Source organism: Bacteroidia bacterium (assembly GCA_020852255.1).
Lineage (GTDB): Bacteria > Bacteroidota > Bacteroidia > JADZBD01 > JADZBD01 > JADZBD01.
Genome location: JADZBD010000016.1, coordinates 180,936 through 197,713, shown reverse-complemented (window position 1 = coordinate 197,713; position 16,778 = coordinate 180,936). Strand labels below are relative to the sequence as shown.

Sequence of the window (16,778 nt, the reverse complement as noted above, 5' to 3'; positions counted from 1 at the left end):
TGAAATTTATTAGCTTTGGGGGCTGACGTACAAAAGTAACCCGAAAACTCGTCCCTTGCTAAGCAAAAATCAAGCCTCCTTTATTCGTTCTCTTCAGCAGAAGAAGTTTCGTGATGAGCATCGTTGTTTTGTTGCCGAAGGCGAGAAAATGGTTCATGATCTGCTGAGCAGTGGCATAGGGGTGAAGGAGATCTATTCCAGCGTCAATTTTCAACATTCCCTTTTTTCCCACGATACGGCGGTCATCCGTATTACCGCCAGGGAAATGGGGCGCATATCTTCTCTTCATACCCCCTCCGGTGTGCTGGCTGTTTGCTCCATCCCGGAGCACCGGCTGGATACCACTGCGCTTTCCGGGAAGCTGACCATTGCGCTGGACGATATCCGGGATCCGGGTAACCTCGGTACTTTACTGCGAATTGCGGATTGGTTTGGTGTGGAACATGTTATTTGTTCACAGGAAACGGTGGATTTGTACAATCCCAAAGCGGTGCAGGCTACCATGGGTTCCATTGCACGTGTGAAGTTGCATTACAGGAACTTGCTGGAGTTCATCCCCGCCCTCCCGGCAGACGTGGTGGTAGCCGGAACCTTTATGGAAGGGGAAAGTGTTTATACTGCTGATCTTCCTGCCTCCGCATTGCTCCTCATCGGGAACGAAGGGAAGGGGATATCAGAAGCCGTGTGTACACACATCACACGCCGACTTTCCATCCCTTCCTTCGCTCACCTGCACCCTGGAAGTTCCGGGGCAGAATCTCTGAATGCAGCGGTTGCTGCCGGTATTCTTTGTTCTGAATTCCGGCGCCGCCCGGCTTAAAGATTTCCGAGTACCTTATCTTTTGGAAATTTTACGGAGAAACTGAACTTCATTTTCTTTGTGTCGCCGCCTGGCATTTTATATTTCCAGGATATCTTTCCGCTCACCGGATCCACCTTGGCACCGGAACTCTCCAGCAACTCAATCTCTATTTCTTTGATGGAGGAGAGGGGATACTGATCTTCGATATCAATTTCAATTTCCTGCTTCTTCTTGTTTCTTACATTGATCTCAAATACGAGCGTCTCTTTCTTCTGATTGCCGATCACTTTCTTCTCACAAAGTTCTCCTACCTTGATCCTTGTTACTACCACGTTTTTGTCGCGTCCGAGTGATAACGATAAGGTGTCGGAGGTAGAACGTGTATTGATGTAACTCTTTCCCACATACATGCCTTCATAAAACACGTTTGCTTCTCCACTGAGCAGGTTTAATTTGTCCCACCCGGTGATTTTAGCAAGTAGAAATGCATCACGGTCCATTTTCGGCGCGCAGAAATACCGGTATTGTGCCGGAATGCTGAAGGATTGAACCTCCACGGAATATTTTTTTGAGTCGCTTCGGATGGTGTACGGTATGGAAATGTCGAACACGGTATTCACTGCGCTTTCATTCATCTGGGTGAAGGAACTCGTGGTGAGGCTGGGAACCGGAGGCGGAGCTGGTTCTTCATTGATGGCTCCTTCCCCGTCCATCGTTACGGTTGAAGGAGGCATGCTGTTCATATATCCGTAATTCACGCTGCTTGGCTGGTTCTTATACTGTGCCACATAGTACGTCAGCCACCAGGGCATAAGCGTGGGCGCCGTTCCGCTGATCGTCGGGTTCCCTGTGCTGAGCAACAGCTTAACATCATTCCAGTCGCTGCCGGAATTCTGCCAAACATTCGCACGGTAATCCAGCTTAATGGGCGAAGAGTTGTCAATGGCACGGATGTCGTAGCTGGGAATCCATCCCGCCTGAGGGGTCAGAAAACTAACACTGAGTTTGCCGCTGGCGGCCTGCCGGGCGTTCACGGTTACAATCACTTCCCCGCTGGTCCGGTTCTTATGTGCATTCATCTCATTGAGCTGAGAACTTAGTTTGGATATCTGCTCATTGAGCTTCTTTTCCTTGATGCGCAATTCCTGGATCTTCATCTGGATCTCGATGAGGCGGGTGCGCAGCAAATTCGCCGTTTTCTCCAGTTCCGCTGCAGATACGCCCGTGTTGGCACCGCCGATTTTTTTGTTCTCCAGTAGCAGGGACTGCTCACTCTCATAAACTCCGCGGATCGCGCGGTTCATGTCCAGCTTCATCTGCATGCTCTCCAGGCTGTCCTGCATGGTCTTCACTTCCTTTGTCTTAAAATCAGGATTCAGGTAATTGATCCGGTGTGAAACACTGAGAATGGTAAAATCTCCCTCACCTTTTGCCTGAATAGAATTCACATCAATGGAGTGCGAAAGATCATCAAATACAAATTCGTTCTTTCCAGCGGTAACCGTTACATTTCCTGCGTGCGTTACCTGTGCGCCTGCGAGAAAAACGGTTACCTCCTTAATGTCGTGTTTAACTTTTTTTTCCTGTGAGTAAAACGCAGGAATGGTCAACGCCTGAAGGAAAATCCCAAGCAGAAATTTGTTTTTCATAGTGGTGTGTTTTAGAGATGGATGCAGGTTGAGAGCCCTTTCCATATTCTTGTAAAATTAAGAAGCCCGGAGAATTACTCCGGGCTTCTTAATGAAATACCAAATTATTTATGTGTCAGAAAATCAACTAGTTATCCCGTCTCCCCGTAAATTGCAAAACTAAATATAGCAGGGTCACCAACGCACCCAGTGCGGCTGCCAGGTAGGTAAGGCCGGCCCAGGTAAGGGCATCTTTCGCCTGACCTTGCTCTTCTCCGGCCGAAATGCGACTACTCTGAAGCCATATCAGCGCCCGCTGACTTGCATCAATTTCTACGGGTAATGTAACCAGCGTAAAAAGGGTAATAAGAGCCTGTGCAATGATCATGATAAGCAGACCAATGTTGGAAAGGGCAGGTAAGGCAAATGCAGCGATCATAACCGCAAAGATCACGAAGTTCAATAAAGTGGTCCCGATCTGAACAACCGGAACCAGGGCTGAACGCATTTGCAGCCACGCATAGCTTTGAGCATGCTGAACCGCGTGTCCGCATTCGTGGGCAGCAACCGCAGCGGCCGCTATATGGCGCCCTTCGTATACAGAACGACTGAGATTTACCGTGCGGTTCTTCGGATTGTAATGATCCGTGAGCTGGCCTTCAACAGAAATTACTTTTACATCGTGAACATTGTTGTCGCGAAGCATTTTTTCAGCTACTTCCTTTCCGCTAAGCCCCGACCGCATAGGTGTTCGGGAGTATTTGGCGAATTTGGACTTCAGGGTTCCGCTGATGATAAAGCCGATAACGGCAAATACTATAGTGATTATCAGCAGAACAGGGTCAAACATTAACATAGGTCGTTTTTTTAAAGATATTTCATTATGTCAAATCCTGTGCCTTTCTGCTTTTGACCCCTGTTTGTGCATAAATGGCAGGTGGCAATGTAAAAGTGACACCTCTTCTTGCTAATTTTGCAGATAGATGACTGAAAAGAAGCCACTTATCCTCGTAACGAATGATGACGGGATCACTGCTCCCGGTATTGGTGTTCTGGTGAAGGCTATGAGGGAGCTGGGCGATGTTGTGGTGATCGCACCGGATAAGCCTCAAAGCGGAATGGGACATGCCATTACAATCAATCATACCATCCGGCTCCGTAAAGAGAAGTACCATGGCCTGGAAAAGGAATACTCTTCAACAGGAACACCAGTGGATTGTGTGAAACTGGCCATTAACAAGATTCTTCCCCGCAAACCCGACCTCGTTGTTTCGGGGATCAATCACGGCTCGAATCTTTCTATTTCGGTGATTTATTCTGGCACCTTGTCTGCTGCAATGGAAGGTGCGATCGAAGGCATTCCTTCTGTTGGGTTCTCGCTCTGTGATCACTCCATTGACGCGGATTTCAGCGCCTGTTCACCGATTGTAACAAAGATCGCCGGCAACGTATTGCGTTACGGGCTACCTGCAGGATGTTGCCTGAATGTCAATATCCCTGCCATTGGAGCAGAGGATATACGCGGCATCCGATTTTGCCGGCAAACGCACGGTTATTGGATAGAGGAGCTTGATGAAAGAAAAGATCCGTCCGGCGTTCCGTATTTCTGGCTAACCGGTAGTTTTTTGAACCTCGAAAAAGGGAAGGAAGATACCGATGTATGGGCTTGCGATAATGGATACGTTGCGGTGGTACCGGTACATTTTGATATGACCATGCATAAAGCATTCCAGCACCTCAACAACTGGGAATTGTGAAAGCAAAACTTGATAGATTATGGTTCGGGTTAACCTGCGGTATCGCAGGTCCTGTTCTTTTATTCTCCGTCTACCATTGGATACAATATGGCCAGATGGGGTTGGAGCGTTTTGCCGACCACCTGTCCCGTGAGGGAACACTGAGTCCGAGAATCTCCCTCTGTGTGATACTGAACCTCGGATTATTCTTCACGTTTTACTGGACAAAAATGGACAAGGCAGCCAAAGGGATCATTGCGGCCACCTTCCTTTTCGCTTTTCTGATCGTTTACCTCAAAGTGATCCGCTGATTGAAATATTACGTCATAGCAGGTGAAGCGTCAGGGGACCTCCATGCCTCCAACCTGGTTCGTGAAATTCTGCGAAAAGACCCCGGAGCCTCTTTCCGGGCATGGGGAGGAGACCTTCTTGCGGATTCCGGCGCACAGGTGGTGAAACATATCCGCGAGTTGGCGTTCATGGGCTTCACCGAAGTATTACTCAATCTCCGGACAATTCTTTCGAATATTGAATTTTGTAAAAAGGATATTCTGAGCTGGAAGCCCGATGCAGTGATTCTCGTGGACTACCCGGGCTTCAATCTGCGGGTCGCAAAATTCCTGAAATCAAAAGGCATTCCTGTTTATTATTATATCTCTCCCCAGGTGTGGGCGTGGAAGGCATCCCGTGTACATGCTATAAAGGAGACAGTGGATAAAATGATTGTGATTCTCCCTTTCGAGAAGGAATGGTATGCCCGCTTCGGAATGGATGTGAATTATGTGGGACATCCTCTGCTGGATGCGATCAGGGGTACGTTGCCTGACTCCCTTTCCCTCACCCCCGATTCCCGGCCATTGGTGGCATTATTGCCCGGTAGCCGCAAACAGGAAATTTCTACCATGCTTCCCATCATGATGGAAGCGGCAAAGCGGGCTCCTGAATACAGGTATGTGATTGCAGGCGCACCGGCCATGCCTCCGGCATTTTATGATGAAATCACAGGAGGAAAAGTACCGGTCATTCACGGAAAAACCTATGAACTGCTGAGACACGCAGATGCCGCACTGGTTACCTCAGGTACAGCCACTTTGGAAACAGCACTCTTCGGAGTACCTGAAGTGGTATGTTATAAAGGAAACCCTGTTTCCTATTTTATCGCGCGGCAGATCGTAAAAGTGAAATTTATTTCTCTGGTTAATCTGGTGATGGACGAGGAGGTGGTTAAGGAACTGATTCAGTCCGATCTTCATCCGGAAAATCTTCTCAGGGAATTGCGAAACATCTTTAATCCGGAATACCGCAATCGCCTGATCGGGAAATATGCTGAGCTTACAGCAAAGCTGGGCGGACCCGGAGCATCGGAGCGTGCGGCCGCAATTATTACCGCAAAGTGATCCGCTTCGCTGCCATCGGACTCATCCTTTTTTTCTCCTTTTCGCTCCCTCTTTTCTCACAGGTTGTTTCTGTGCGTATCTTCTATAACCGAGATATGCCGCTCTGCATATTCAGTCCTAATAACGCAAATTACATGGTTACCGGAGAAGGTGGCAAGTTGTTCACTGCAACTATTCACAGGAATCTCCAGATGAAAGTGCAGGGCGATTCCATCGTGATGTCTGAGGCGGGGAAAATCATATCGGTATCATCCTACTTTGAGATCTTTCCTGTCCACCCGGACTCTTCTGGTACTGCAAGCTTTGAACTCCGTCCCGACGGGGGTACAAAAGCCAGGCATTATCCCGGAAGCCTTACGATCACCGCAGCGGCCGGATCACTCATTCTCACCAATGAGCTTCCACTGGAGTTTTATATACCAGGCGTTATCCAGGCAGAGGTGGGATCCGTGAATCCTTACGAATTCAAAAAGCTTAAAGCGATCATTATTCGTACCTATGCGCTCAGCAATCTTGAAAAGCATAAGGCAGAGGGGTTTCATCTTTGCGATAAAGTGCATTGCCAGGTGTACAATGGGAAATCGTACCAGAAAGACATTTCCAGGGCGGTTTTCGAAACAGCCGGCCAGGTGCTCGTAGATGATTCCGTGAGACTCATCAGTACGTTGTTCTTTTCAAATTGCGGAGGGCATACTTCCAATGCAGAGGATGTCTGGAATAAACAAGTTCCCTATCTGGTTTCCGTTCCGGACACCTTCTGCCTGAAAAAACCAGGCGCCGGTTGGACACGGAAGATTCCGGAGAAGGAATGGCTGGACTACTTCGAGAAGAAATTTTATTGTGCGGTAAATGATTCAGCCATGTGGTATGCGCTTACGCACTTTGACCAGCCGGTGCGTAAAAAGTATTTCATGGAAGATGGGAATTGTATACCTCTGCGTACGATACGTGAAGACTGGAAGCTTAGGTCTACTTACTTCTCTGTGCGTCTGCAGGGTGGTCAGGTGTTCTTAAACGGCAGAGGGTTCGGGCATGGAGTAGGACTGTGCCAGGAGGGTGCTATGGAAATGTCAAAACAGGGGTATTCTGTCAGAGAAATCATAGATCATTATTATAAGGGTGTTCTACTCGTGGACCTTGAGCGAATTGATTTTTTTCGCAGTTCCGATACTCAGGATCAGTAATGTTTTATTATTAAATTAGCCGGATGCGAAGTAAAGTAATTCCTTTTGTCTTGCTTCCGTTCATAATTCAGGCGCAGGTCTGGAATCCGGTTGGTGGTAGTCTGGGAGGAGGCATTGGTGTGTTGGGAATTGCACTCGATACCGTTTCTTCATTCATGTATGTAGCAGGAGATTTCATGACTGCCGGTACCGGAAATGCAAATAATATTGCCCGTTGGGACGGAGTCAACTGGCAGGCACTCGGACCGGGTACGAACGGACTGGTAAGGGATGTGGAGTATTACAATGGCGAACTGTATGCCACAGGCCTGTTTACTCATTGCGGAACTACGGAAGTGAACTATATCGCACGATGGAACGGTTCTACATGGTCGGATGTTGGCGGTGGATTGAGTTACCTCGGTTTTTGTTTACATGTTTTTAATGGTGAACTCTATGTAGGAGGAGATTTTGATTCCGCCGGATTGGTGCCTGTCAGCAGAGTAGCCAGATGGAACGGAAGTACATGGTCCGCCTGTGGAGACGGTTTTAATAACGGTGTCCTCGACATGACTATATGGAACAGTACGTTGTATGCCTGCGGAAATTTTGATTCCAGCGGAGTTACTCCTCTCGCCTTTATGGCTGCATGGTCGGGAAATGCATGGGTAGATGTAGGGGGCGGATTGGGTGGGGAGGGCGATGCCCTGGGTGTTCATAACGGTGAATTGTATGCGGGTGGAAATTTCCAGAGTGCAGGCGGCAATCCCGCCCTTCGCGTGGCGAAATGGAATGGCGCAGGCTGGTCCGCTGTCGCGGCCGGATTCGATGACTGGGTGAATGATCTTTGGTCCTTTAACGGAAAGCTGTATGCCTGCGGAAATTTTATGTATTCCGGCAGCACCCAGCTTAACTATGTTGCAGTATTCAATGGAGTAAACTGGCTTCCGATGTATGGCGGCACCAACAGTTACACCTGGAAGTGGATAACCTATGGGGGAGAACTATACGTAGGTGGTTATTTCGCCTATGCCGGATCTGTCTATTCGAAGTATATCAGCCGCTGGGGCAGCGGACTGGGTATGGAGGGTGATACGAAAAGCAATACCATAACAGGTGGCGCGTGGCATGATCTTACTGGCAGGAAACTGCTGTTGCCTCCGCTGACTCCGGGAGTATATCTTTTCTGCACTCCGGATGGCTTGTCTGTTAAAAAAGTGATTACAAATCCCAATCAATGAAAACGAACATCCTTACCGGACTCCTGATGTGCGCCGCAGTATTCTTCGGGCAACAGCGAAAAGAAATAGGTAACCTTGCAATGGAGGGCATTCCAGATATTCCCAATCCGCTCTTTGAGCAACTGGCGAAATTCACCAATGTCCGTTCAGCAGTCTTCTGCGACTGGGGTCCCGGGGGTAAAGGAATGATTATTTCCACCCGGTTTGCAGATGTGGCACAGCTGCATTACGTAGCAGGTCCTGGGAAGGATCGTACACAGATCACCTGGTTTAAAGAACCCATTGGAACCGGAATGTCCTGTCCTGATGCGCGTAGAAATGAACTGCTGTTTATGAAGGATGTAGGAGGCGATGAAAATTATCAGATTCTGCGTCTGAATTTGAATACGAACCAGTATCAGACCCTTACCGATGGCAAATCCAGGCACGAGCGTTTTAAATGGAGCACCAAAGGTGACAAATTCGCCTACACAGGAAATGCCAGAAACGGCAAGGATATGGATATCTATGTACATTACCTCGACCGTGATGTTGAGCCCGAACTGGTACTGAAGGTGGAAGGCGGAGGCTGGGGGATAAGTGACTGGTCCAGGGATGAAAAGTGGATGATTGTGAAGAATTATGTTTCCGTGAATGAATCCCATCTATACCTCTATGACCTCGTGGGAAAAAAAATGATCAACCTGATTCCTTCCGAGGAAAAAATAAATATCGGCGAAGCCTCCTTCTCCCCGGACGGGAAAGGGATATGGTATGTTTCCGACGAAGGCAGTGAATTTTCCCACCTCAGGTATTACGATATCGCTGCAAAAAAATCAACGGTTATCTCCGGAAAGATTCCCTGGGATGCAGAAGGTTTTGAGCTGAATGCCAAAGGAGATCTCGTTGCGTTCGAATGCAATGAAAACGGTTATTCTTCCCTGTATATTTATCAGGTAAAAAAGAAAATGTATACCCGCGTATCCCAGCTTCCGGAGGGCTTATTTTCAACGATGCGTTTTCATCCGGTGACCAACCGGCTCGCTTATACCCTTACTACGTTCAACTCTTCGGGCGATGTCTATGTCTTAGATGCGGATAAGTTTCTGGCAGGTGGCAAAGAGGTAATTACACGCTGGACCTTTTCAGAAGTTGGTAATATGGATGTCTCGAAATTTTCAAAGCCGTCCATTTTTTATTATCCCACATTCGATTCTTCTGGCGGAAAACCGCGGATGATCCCTTGTATTTTGTACAAGCCGAACCGGCCCGGAAAACTTCCGGTGATGATCAATATTCACGGAGGCCCGGAAGGGCAGAGTAAACCAGGCTTTTCGCCCCTCTACCAGTATCTTTGTAATGAACTGGGGGTGGCTATATTGGTTCCTAATGTTCGCGGCAGCACGGGATACGGTAAAACCTATGTTACACTGGACAACGGATTCCTCCGGGAGAATTCGGTAAAGGATATCGGGAAGCTCCTCGACTGGATTGCGCTGCAGCCGGAGCTTGACGCATCCAAAGTGGCAGTTTGGGGCGGATCGTATGGCGGTTATATGACCCTGGCCTGTATGACACATTTTAACGACCGTCTGAAAGGCGGTATAGATGTGGTGGGAATTTCGAACTTCGTTACATTCCTGAAGAACACTTCAGAATACAGACGCGATTTAAGACGGGTGGAGTACGGCGACGAGCGGGATCCGAAGATGCGCGACTTTCTCGAAAAAATTTCGCCCAATAATAATGTTCACAAGATCACAAAACCAATGTTTATTGTGCAGGGGTTGAATGATCCGAGGGTGCCGGCAACGGAAGCGGAGCAAATGGTGGACGCACTGAAAAAGAACGGAAATCCTGTTTGGTATCTCCTTGGGAAAGATGAAGGGCATGGATTCAGGAAGAAAGTAAATAACGACTTCTATCTTGCATCCGTTGTCATGTTTATCCGGGAGTTCGTGGTGAAGTGAAACAGATAACATTTCGCCCTTTTTTTTATCTTTACTTGCTAAAGAGCCCGTTCATGAACCGAATGACTATCCTCCTGCTGATTTTACCCGCGTTTTCATTTGCCCAATGGTCTGCTGTGCTTTCGGGGACCAATAACGCGGTGCATGTTATGTATAATGATACCATTGCTAACTTGTTGTATGTGGGCGGTGATTTTACCAGCCCCGGCACCCGGGTAGTATCGTGGAACGGCTCGGCATGGGGCAATGTGGGTTCCGGCCTGAATAATTCGGCCTTCTGCATGACTTTGTATAACGGGGAGATGCATATGGGCGGTAATTTTACAATGTCCGGATCTACTCCCATCAATCATATCGGCAAGTGGGACGGAAACACATGGACTCCCCTCACCACAGGCATTAATAATAATGTGTACTGCATGCAGCAATACCAGGGTGAACTATTCATTGGTGGCACCTTTAATACTGCCGGTCCGAACCAGAGCTATAACATTACCAAATGGAATGAGGGTACAAGTACATGGACCGGGTTCGGGAATAGTACCAGTGCCGGTGTAAGGTGCATGGCTGTTTATAACGGCGAATTATATGTGGGAGGCGATTTCACTACCATTGTCAATACCTCGGCCAGTTACATTGCAAAATATAATGGCAGCACCTGGTCGGCGGTCGGTGTGGGAATGGATGCCAGGGTTGCAGCTATGTGTGTGTATAATGGGAAGTTGATATGCGGCGGATTTTTTCAGAATGCCGGAGGCAGTCCGGCTACCTACATCGCTGAATGGAATGGTTCTGCCTGGTCTGCACTTGGAACCGGGATGGGGGGAGGTGATGTGAAAGCCCTGACGGTTTATAACGGAGAACTGTACGCAGGCGGAGCCTTTACAACCGCAGGGTTAGTTACCGCAAACCGGATCGCCAAATGGAATGGCAGTGCCTGGAGCCAGGTGAGCGTACAGGGAATGAACAACAACGTTGAAGCCCTGAGTAAATACGGAGGTTATCTGTATGCAGGCGGTATTTTTACTCTTGCAGGCGGAGGCATGGCTTTTAACATTGCCAAATGGAGTAATCCTGCAACAGGACTGAGTGATCCCGGTATCTCCTCTATCCGTATTTTACAGAATGGCCATGATACGTGGATTATCAGCTGCCCCGGGGTTGAAGCCGCATGGGAGTTATACAATCTTGCCGGAACATTAATCAGCAGGAAGCGTTTTACAGACAAGGATGAAATCAGTCTTGAAGAGCTGGCGGGCGGATTGTACCTGCTACGTATTCACGCCGGAAGTGAATTGCTGACAAAGAAATTGGTGCGGTAGCTGATTCTAAACGATTTCGTAGTTCGGCTTTCGCCGCCCCCGCTATCAACGGGAGTGAACATTAGAACATGGCTAGCCCGATTTTTGGCACAAATACAATCAGTCCCACCACCACGGCAGTAAGCGCCGCTAACAATACCGCCCCGGCAGCAATATCTTTTACCTTTCCTGCCTGATTTGAAAAATCCGGACATGCAAGATCAGTGAGGTATTCTATGGAGGTGTTAAATCCTTCTGCAGTGAGTACGAAACCTGAAGCAGCCAGCAGCCAAAGCCATTCGTGTTGTTCAATTCTGAACCAGAAGCCAAAAGTAACAACGGTAATCAGTGCAAGCAAATGGATTCTTGCATTCCGTTGCGTCAGGAATAACTGAGCAATGCCACGGATGGCGTATTTAAAACTCAATACGGTTTTTTTCATGCGCTGTGTTTTTTAAGGAAAGATGCACACCATGTGTGCTGAAATAGGCCAATGAGAGAAATAAAAAGAAGATGGAACTCATGCCCAGCATGCCCGGATGTTCAAAGGGATTTAATATAAGATCCGTTATATTGTTGAGAAGCGCCAGCGGATCAGACAATATATCCCAGGAATTCCAGCGTTCCACTCTCCCGAGGTACACGCCAAAACCGCAAAGCATGAAACAAAGGGTGATCAGTATTGCCGACTTCCATTTTCCAACATTACGGATCAGGTACAGATGAATAATCCGCGTGGAAGCCAGTCCGGTCGCGATGCCATTCCAGGCAAATATTCCAACCAGGCACACATCAAACCAGAACGGGGCCCCTTCCCTTGGTCTTAAATGAAGCAGATCGGTGATCAAATACGGAGCGTTGGGAAGAAAAAGCAGCCAGCCTCCCAGAATGAACAGATGTGGCCACCTGAACCGGAGATCCTTGCTGACTTCTTTCAGGAGCAAGGCCATGAATATAGGCATCCAGGCGAGTACCAGGTTCCAGGCCAGAAAAATATATTTCAGTGTATTGGTCTCCACTACTCTCAAACCCAGCAGAAAGAGTGCAAATACAGTGGATAGTCCTAAAAACGCAAAATTGATCTTCATGCCGCATGTGGTTTTTGTTGTTGAATCAGGATAGGAGAGGAGAGAGGAACAGGTTGAGTTTTTGTTTTGGCAAGAACACTTTCCAGCAATGGAAGCATATTGTTTAATCGCCGGTTCTTAATCACGAAGTTCCACAGTGGTTCAAATTTTTTCCAGCCACCGGCATAGGCGAAATGTTTAAGCTGATGTTTTATTTTATCGTGTACAAGGCTGGCCCTGGTAATGTTGCTCCAGCTATAAAAATTCCGGTAGGCCCTGTCGTAACCTGCCTTCAGGACTTCCGCACTCATTCCGCTTGTTTTATACACAACGGTGCGGGTATCGTATTCATTCCACCTCCGATGCAGGATCCGTTTCGCTGCTTCCATTTCTCTGAAAAGTGCGGTGCCGGGGTACGGAGTCATAATATGAAAGGTAGAAGTGGTGATGCCGTTTTTTACCGCCCAATCTACGGTGCGATCAAATACATCTTCCCGGTCGTCATCCATCCCAAAAACGAAACTCCCGTTAATCATGATGCCGAAGTCGTGCAGCCGTTGAATGGCCTTCTCATAATTTTTTCCCAGATTATGCTTTTTATTAGAAGCCCGGAGGTTGTTCGCACTTAATGTTTCAAATCCTACAAACAAACTACGCAGACCGGCTTCAGCCGCTTTCTCAATGAGGTTTCCGCGCAGTATAGAATCGACCGTACCGGCCCCCTGAAATACCCGGTTCATACCCTTCATTCCCTCGAATAGCTCCTCCGCGAACCGACGATTACCCAGCAGGTGATCATCCAGGAAATACAAGTGCCGTCCCGGAAGCCGGCTGATCTCCGTTAGAGCCTCATCCACGCGTTGGGTGTAGAAGGACCTCCCTCCCTCAAAGAAAGCATCCTTATAACAGAAGCCGCAATGGTGCGGGCACCCCCGGGAAACTACAATACTGTTCGGAACGAGATAGAGATGACGCTTAATAAGGTCGCGTCGTACCGGAGGAACTCCCTGCAAGGTGCGGATAGAGGAGAAATATACTTTTTTTGGATTCCGGGACCGGAAATCATGTAAAAATTCAGGGAATGTTTCTTCTCCCGGACCCATGAATATGGCGTCGGCGTGCTGTGCCGCCTCTTCCGGCAAGGCAGTTACATGCAAGCCGCCCAATACTACAAAACAGCCTTTTGCCCGGTAGTGATCGGCATAGCGGTAAGCCCGGAACGCATTCGTGATATATACCTGGATCACTACAAGATCTGGCCTGTCTTCTAAATCCAGTGTCTCCACATGCTCGTCGGTAAGTGATGCTTCATCATCCGGACCCAGGTACGCCGCCAGCGCGGTGAGTCCCAGAGGCGGAAAAAGAGAGTATTTGACAGGCCTCCAATAGGGGCTTTCCGCTTCGGTAAGTGCAGGAAGAATGAATTTCACTTTCATATAAAGTACTTTGAGATACAAAGTAAAACGATAAAAAAATATATTTATTGCGTGTTAACGTTTTTTAAGAAGGTTCTCCAGGCCGTGCAGGTGTTCTTTGAAGGCTTTTTCGCCGGGTCGTGTTGCTCCATAAGTAGTGTGGGGCTTTCGCCCGAGAAAGGATTTCCGGACGTTGAGGTATCCTTCTTTTTCAAGTGCGGTGAGGTGGGAAGCGAGATTGCCGTCGGTCAGCTCCAGGGTTTCCTTCAGGGTATTGAAGTCCACGCGCTCGTTGACCATAAGAATACTCATGATTCCAAGCCGCACCCTGGATTCAAAGGCCTTATTAAGTTTTATGATGGGATTTTTCATCGCTCATAGCGGGCCCACATGACCACGCCGTAAATAATATGGAGCACCCCGAACCCTAAGGCCCAGAACCAGAGGGAGTAGGGAACAAAGAAGGCAGCTACGAGACCGAGAATGATCTCAGAAACACCGAGATAACGGATATCATTGAAGGTGTATTTGCTGGCGTTGATAAGGGCCAGGCCGTAAAAGATCAGGGTGGCGGGTGCCACAAGGTACCAGTTGTTATACCAGAGCATTATAAGACAGAACAACCCGCCGGTAACCAGCGGGATGCCCAGGTTGATCAGCATGCGCTTGCTTGTTGGATCCCATACTTTCAGTCCGGCCTTTGCCGCTTTCCGGCGGGTGAGGAGAAAGCCGGTAAGGAGAGAGAGTATCAGAACGGACCCCGCATCCAGAATAAAAAAGGTATAGAAATCTACCAGGTGACGTGTACCTTCACCGTGTACGGCCAATGACTGCAGGCTGAAATCGTAATATTCATACCTGGTTTCGGTACTCAGATGGGTAAGATACCAGCGGGCCACCCAGGCTCCTGCCAGTGCATAAATACCTGCAAACACGCCGGAAAGTCCGCTTAATGACAGAAATCGGGATGACCGCTCCATGATGGAGCGAATGTGCCGGAGGTCTTCGTTTGCCTGGTCCATAGTTTTTACTTTGAACCACAAAGCTAAGAATTTCCTGCGTACCCGCTACCGGCTTAAACCCTCACCCCAATGATCAGAATATCATCTACTTGTTCACAGCTGCCCTGCCATTCACGGATGGTTTGCTTCAGGATTTTATGCTGTTCAGCCATTTCCTTGCCCCGGATTCTCAACAGTAACTCTTTCATCGGCCGGTACTTGAATTTCTTATCATTGGGTCCTCCGAACTGATCCGCATAGCCGTCCGATAACAGATATACCAGGTCGCCGCGATGCAGACTGAGCCGGTGATTGGTAAATTCATCTGCCACGTCATTCACGTTTGACCCGATGATCTTTTTGTCGGCCTTGATTTCCAGGATATCCACACTGTCCTTTTTGAGCAGCCAAAGGGGGTTGTACGCACCGGCATATTGCAGTTCCATTTTATGCCAGTCAATGCAGCACAATGCCAGATCCATTCCGTCTTTTACTGTATCGTCAGAACCCGACTGGCGCAGGGTCATATTAACGCCATTGTCCAGGTTTTTCAGTATTTCTCCGGGTGTTTGGAGTCCTTTGTCATGAAGGGACTGCTGTATCAGATTAAATCCGAGGACACTCATCATGGCACCCGGCACTCCGTGCCCGGTGCAGTCCACAGCGGCAAACCAGGATCGTCCGTCTTTTTTATCGGCCCAGTAAAAATCGCCGCTCACAATATCTTTAGGCAGATAGAGAACAAAAGAATCGGGGAGAACGGCTTTAACGATACGATCGGGTGGTAAAATGCTTTCCTGAATTCGCCGGGCATAGTTGATACTGTCTGTAATTTCGTTTTTTTGATGCAGGATCTCCTCTTTCTGGAGTTGCAGTACTTCGTTAGCGCTTTGTTTGCTTTTGTTACGCTGGAAAAGAAGGTAGGCGATAATTCCTACTGAAAGAACGGCGAGGATCAGCAACACCACAAATATTTTGTTACGGTTCAGTTCCAGGTCCCTTATTTCATCATTCTTTTTCAGAAGGTCCAGTTCCTTTTCTGTCTTCAGCAGTTCCTGCCGGGCCTCCAGGTCTGCGCTTTTTCTGGCACTCTCGTCTGAGAACAGGGAATCGCGCAGTGTGATGAATTTCCGGTAATATTCATAAGCGGATTTATGATTGTTTTGCAGCCGATGGACCTCGGCAAGTCCCTCGTAGGTATCTTTCAGCTGAATAAATGAACCCGTGGAGAGGCACAAAGTCTGGCTGGAGTCGAAATAAGTCAGTGCCATGGCCAGATGGCCGGAGTTCTTATAAGAGTCAGCTATATTCGTATACGAGGTGATTAGTCCGAAATCGTTTTGAATTTCTCTGAAAAGATTTAATGCCTTGAAATTGTACTTCTGGGCTTCTTCGTGTTCGCCGGATTTGTCGTGGTTCACACCCAGGTTCAGGTAGCTGGAGGCGATCCCCCGCTTGAAGTCCAGCTTCTCAAAAATGGCCAGGGAGCGAAAGGCAAATTCATTGGCCAGATCCATACGGCCGAGATTTTTATACGTCACCCCAATGTTATTGTAAACATTACCAAGAAGTCTGTCATCCTTTCTTGCTTTGGCAATGGCGGAAAACTTTATAAAATACTTCAGAGCAACCTCGTAATTCTTTTGATACGACGAAATGATACCTATTTGATTATAGGTGCGTACAAGAACAGCAGTGTCTGCTGTTTCTTCCAGCAAGGGAAGGGCTTTGTAGTAATAATCCATAGCCTCCTTGAACGATTGCAGATGATCGAAGCAGGTGCCTTGCAGAAAGTATGCGCGGCCAAGATATTTTTTATTTTCTGTATTCGACGCCAGCAGTTCCAGTTCGCGGGAGTAGTGCATCGCTTTCTGCACACTGTCCGAAGAAAGGTGATCGGCTAATTTGTACAGTACCTTCATTCGTACGCTGTCGGACAAATTTTCCGCTAAGCGACCCTGCAGACTGTCCTGATATTCATCGCCCCTGGCCAGTCCGGCAAATGCCAGCAGTATGATCAGCCACTTACTTTTCATAGGGTATTCTCTTTATGAACACTATCTTTCACGTTTACCGGT

The 16,778-nt window shown here is 48.1% G+C and carries 16 protein-coding genes; 8 read left to right on the top strand and 8 right to left on the bottom strand.

Annotation, left to right across the window (positions count from 1 at the left end; translation table 11 throughout):
* Positions 1-55 precede the first annotated feature (55 nt).
* Complete coding sequence (locus tag IT233_09515; protein ID MCC7302869.1) at positions 56-820, top strand: RNA methyltransferase; 765 nt, start codon at positions 56-58, stop codon at positions 818-820.
* Here the strand turns inward: IT233_09515 and IT233_09510 are convergent.
* Positions 817-2,451, bottom strand: coding sequence for a DUF4139 domain-containing protein (locus IT233_09510; protein ID MCC7302868.1), 1,635 nt, complete (start codon positions 2,449-2,451; stop codon positions 817-819). The two genes, IT233_09515 and IT233_09510, sit on opposite strands and share 4 nt — an antisense overlap.
* Before the next feature lie 127 nt (positions 2,452-2,578).
* Positions 2,579-3,280: a zinc metallopeptidase gene (locus tag IT233_09505; GenBank protein MCC7302867.1), complete on the bottom strand. Its 702-nt coding sequence runs from the start codon at positions 3,278-3,280 to the stop codon at positions 2,579-2,581.
* A gap of 133 nt (positions 3,281-3,413) precedes the next feature.
* Here IT233_09505 and surE point away from each other — a divergent pair, with 133 nt between their 5' ends.
* From surE to IT233_09470, 7 genes are all read left to right on the top strand, one after another.
* Positions 3,414-4,187, top strand: coding sequence for a 5'/3'-nucleotidase SurE (surE, locus tag IT233_09500; GenBank protein ID MCC7302866.1), 774 nt, complete (start codon positions 3,414-3,416; stop codon positions 4,185-4,187).
* Positions 4,184-4,477 (top strand): hypothetical protein, encoded by a 294-nt coding sequence (locus IT233_09495; GenBank protein ID MCC7302865.1) that lies wholly within the window; start codon positions 4,184-4,186, stop codon positions 4,475-4,477. The genes surE and IT233_09495 overlap by 4 nt, the downstream gene beginning before the upstream one ends.
* The gene (gene lpxB, locus IT233_09490; GenBank protein MCC7302864.1) at positions 4,478-5,563 is read left to right on the top strand and encodes a lipid-A-disaccharide synthase; all 1,086 of its coding nucleotides are present in this window, start codon (positions 4,478-4,480) and stop codon (positions 5,561-5,563) included. It abuts the gene before it with no gap.
* Entirely contained in the window at positions 5,560-6,747 is a 1,188-nt protein-coding gene (locus tag IT233_09485) for a SpoIID/LytB domain-containing protein (protein ID MCC7302863.1), read from the top strand. The genes lpxB and IT233_09485 overlap by 4 nt, the downstream gene beginning before the upstream one ends.
* Positions 6,748-6,770: 23 nt before the next feature.
* Positions 6,771-7,967 carry a hypothetical protein gene (locus IT233_09480; protein ID MCC7302862.1) on the top strand — a complete coding sequence of 399 codons (1,197 nt, stop codon included), beginning with the start codon at positions 6,771-6,773 and terminating at the stop codon, positions 7,965-7,967.
* 80 nt (positions 7,968-8,047) lie between these two features.
* The gene (locus tag IT233_09475; GenBank protein ID MCC7302861.1) at positions 8,048-9,916 is read left to right on the top strand and encodes a S9 family peptidase; all 1,869 of its coding nucleotides are present in this window, start codon (positions 8,048-8,050) and stop codon (positions 9,914-9,916) included.
* A 62-nt stretch (positions 9,917-9,978) separates the two neighbouring features.
* Positions 9,979-11,238 carry a T9SS type A sorting domain-containing protein gene (locus IT233_09470; protein ID MCC7302860.1) on the top strand — a complete coding sequence of 420 codons (1,260 nt, stop codon included), beginning with the start codon at positions 9,979-9,981 and terminating at the stop codon, positions 11,236-11,238.
* A 61-nt stretch (positions 11,239-11,299) separates the two neighbouring features.
* Here the strand turns inward: IT233_09470 and IT233_09465 are convergent, their stop codons facing one another.
* From IT233_09465 to IT233_09440, 6 genes are read right to left on the bottom strand one after another with little or no spacing between them, the layout of a single operon-like run.
* The gene (locus IT233_09465) at positions 11,300-11,659 is read right to left on the bottom strand and encodes a diacylglycerol kinase family protein (GenBank protein ID MCC7302859.1); all 360 of its coding nucleotides are present in this window, start codon (positions 11,657-11,659) and stop codon (positions 11,300-11,302) included.
* On the bottom strand, positions 11,634-12,305 hold the full coding sequence (locus tag IT233_09460; protein ID MCC7302858.1) for a DUF1361 domain-containing protein: 672 nt from the start codon (positions 12,303-12,305) through the stop codon (positions 11,634-11,636). The genes IT233_09465 and IT233_09460 overlap by 26 nt, the downstream gene beginning before the upstream one ends.
* The gene (locus IT233_09455) at positions 12,302-13,720 is read right to left on the bottom strand and encodes a B12-binding domain-containing radical SAM protein (protein ID MCC7302857.1); all 1,419 of its coding nucleotides are present in this window, start codon (positions 13,718-13,720) and stop codon (positions 12,302-12,304) included. Before IT233_09455 ends, IT233_09460 begins: the two co-directional genes overlap by 4 nt.
* Before the next feature lie 54 nt (positions 13,721-13,774).
* Positions 13,775-14,071, bottom strand: a complete 297-nt coding sequence (locus IT233_09450; protein ID MCC7302856.1) for a transcriptional regulator — start codon at positions 14,069-14,071, stop codon at positions 13,775-13,777.
* Positions 14,068-14,721 carry a hypothetical protein gene (locus IT233_09445; GenBank protein MCC7302855.1) on the bottom strand — a complete coding sequence of 218 codons (654 nt, stop codon included), beginning with the start codon at positions 14,719-14,721 and terminating at the stop codon, positions 14,068-14,070. Before IT233_09445 ends, IT233_09450 begins: the two co-directional genes overlap by 4 nt.
* A gap of 53 nt (positions 14,722-14,774) precedes the next feature.
* The gene (locus IT233_09440; GenBank protein ID MCC7302854.1) at positions 14,775-16,736 is read right to left on the bottom strand and encodes a tetratricopeptide repeat protein; all 1,962 of its coding nucleotides are present in this window, start codon (positions 16,734-16,736) and stop codon (positions 14,775-14,777) included.
* Positions 16,737-16,778 lie beyond the last annotated feature (42 nt).

Coding starts and splice junctions, on each gene's coding strand:
- IT233_09510 (MCC7302868.1), bottom strand. CDS start 2,451: ATGAAAAACAAATTTCTGCTTGGGATTTTCCTTCAGGCGTTGACCATT.
- IT233_09505 (MCC7302867.1), bottom strand. CDS start 3,280: ATGTTTGACCCTGTTCTGCTGATAATCACTATAGTATTTGCCGTTATC.
- surE (MCC7302866.1), top strand. CDS start 3,414: ATGACTGAAAAGAAGCCACTTATCCTCGTAACGAATGATGACGGGATC.
- IT233_09480 (MCC7302862.1), top strand. CDS start 6,771: ATGCGAAGTAAAGTAATTCCTTTTGTCTTGCTTCCGTTCATAATTCAG.
- IT233_09475 (MCC7302861.1), top strand. CDS start 8,048: ATGGAGGGCATTCCAGATATTCCCAATCCGCTCTTTGAGCAACTGGCG.
- IT233_09470 (MCC7302860.1), top strand. CDS start 9,979: ATGACTATCCTCCTGCTGATTTTACCCGCGTTTTCATTTGCCCAATGG.
- IT233_09465 (MCC7302859.1), bottom strand. CDS start 11,659: ATGAAAAAAACCGTATTGAGTTTTAAATACGCCATCCGTGGCATTGCT.
- IT233_09460 (MCC7302858.1), bottom strand. CDS start 12,305: ATGAAGATCAATTTTGCGTTTTTAGGACTATCCACTGTATTTGCACTC.
- IT233_09455 (MCC7302857.1), bottom strand. CDS start 13,720: ATGAAAGTGAAATTCATTCTTCCTGCACTTACCGAAGCGGAAAGCCCC.
- IT233_09450 (MCC7302856.1), bottom strand. CDS start 14,071: ATGAAAAATCCCATCATAAAACTTAATAAGGCCTTTGAATCCAGGGTG.
- IT233_09445 (MCC7302855.1), bottom strand. CDS start 14,721: ATGGACCAGGCAAACGAAGACCTCCGGCACATTCGCTCCATCATGGAG.
- IT233_09440 (MCC7302854.1), bottom strand. CDS start 16,736: ATGAAAAGTAAGTGGCTGATCATACTGCTGGCATTTGCCGGACTGGCC.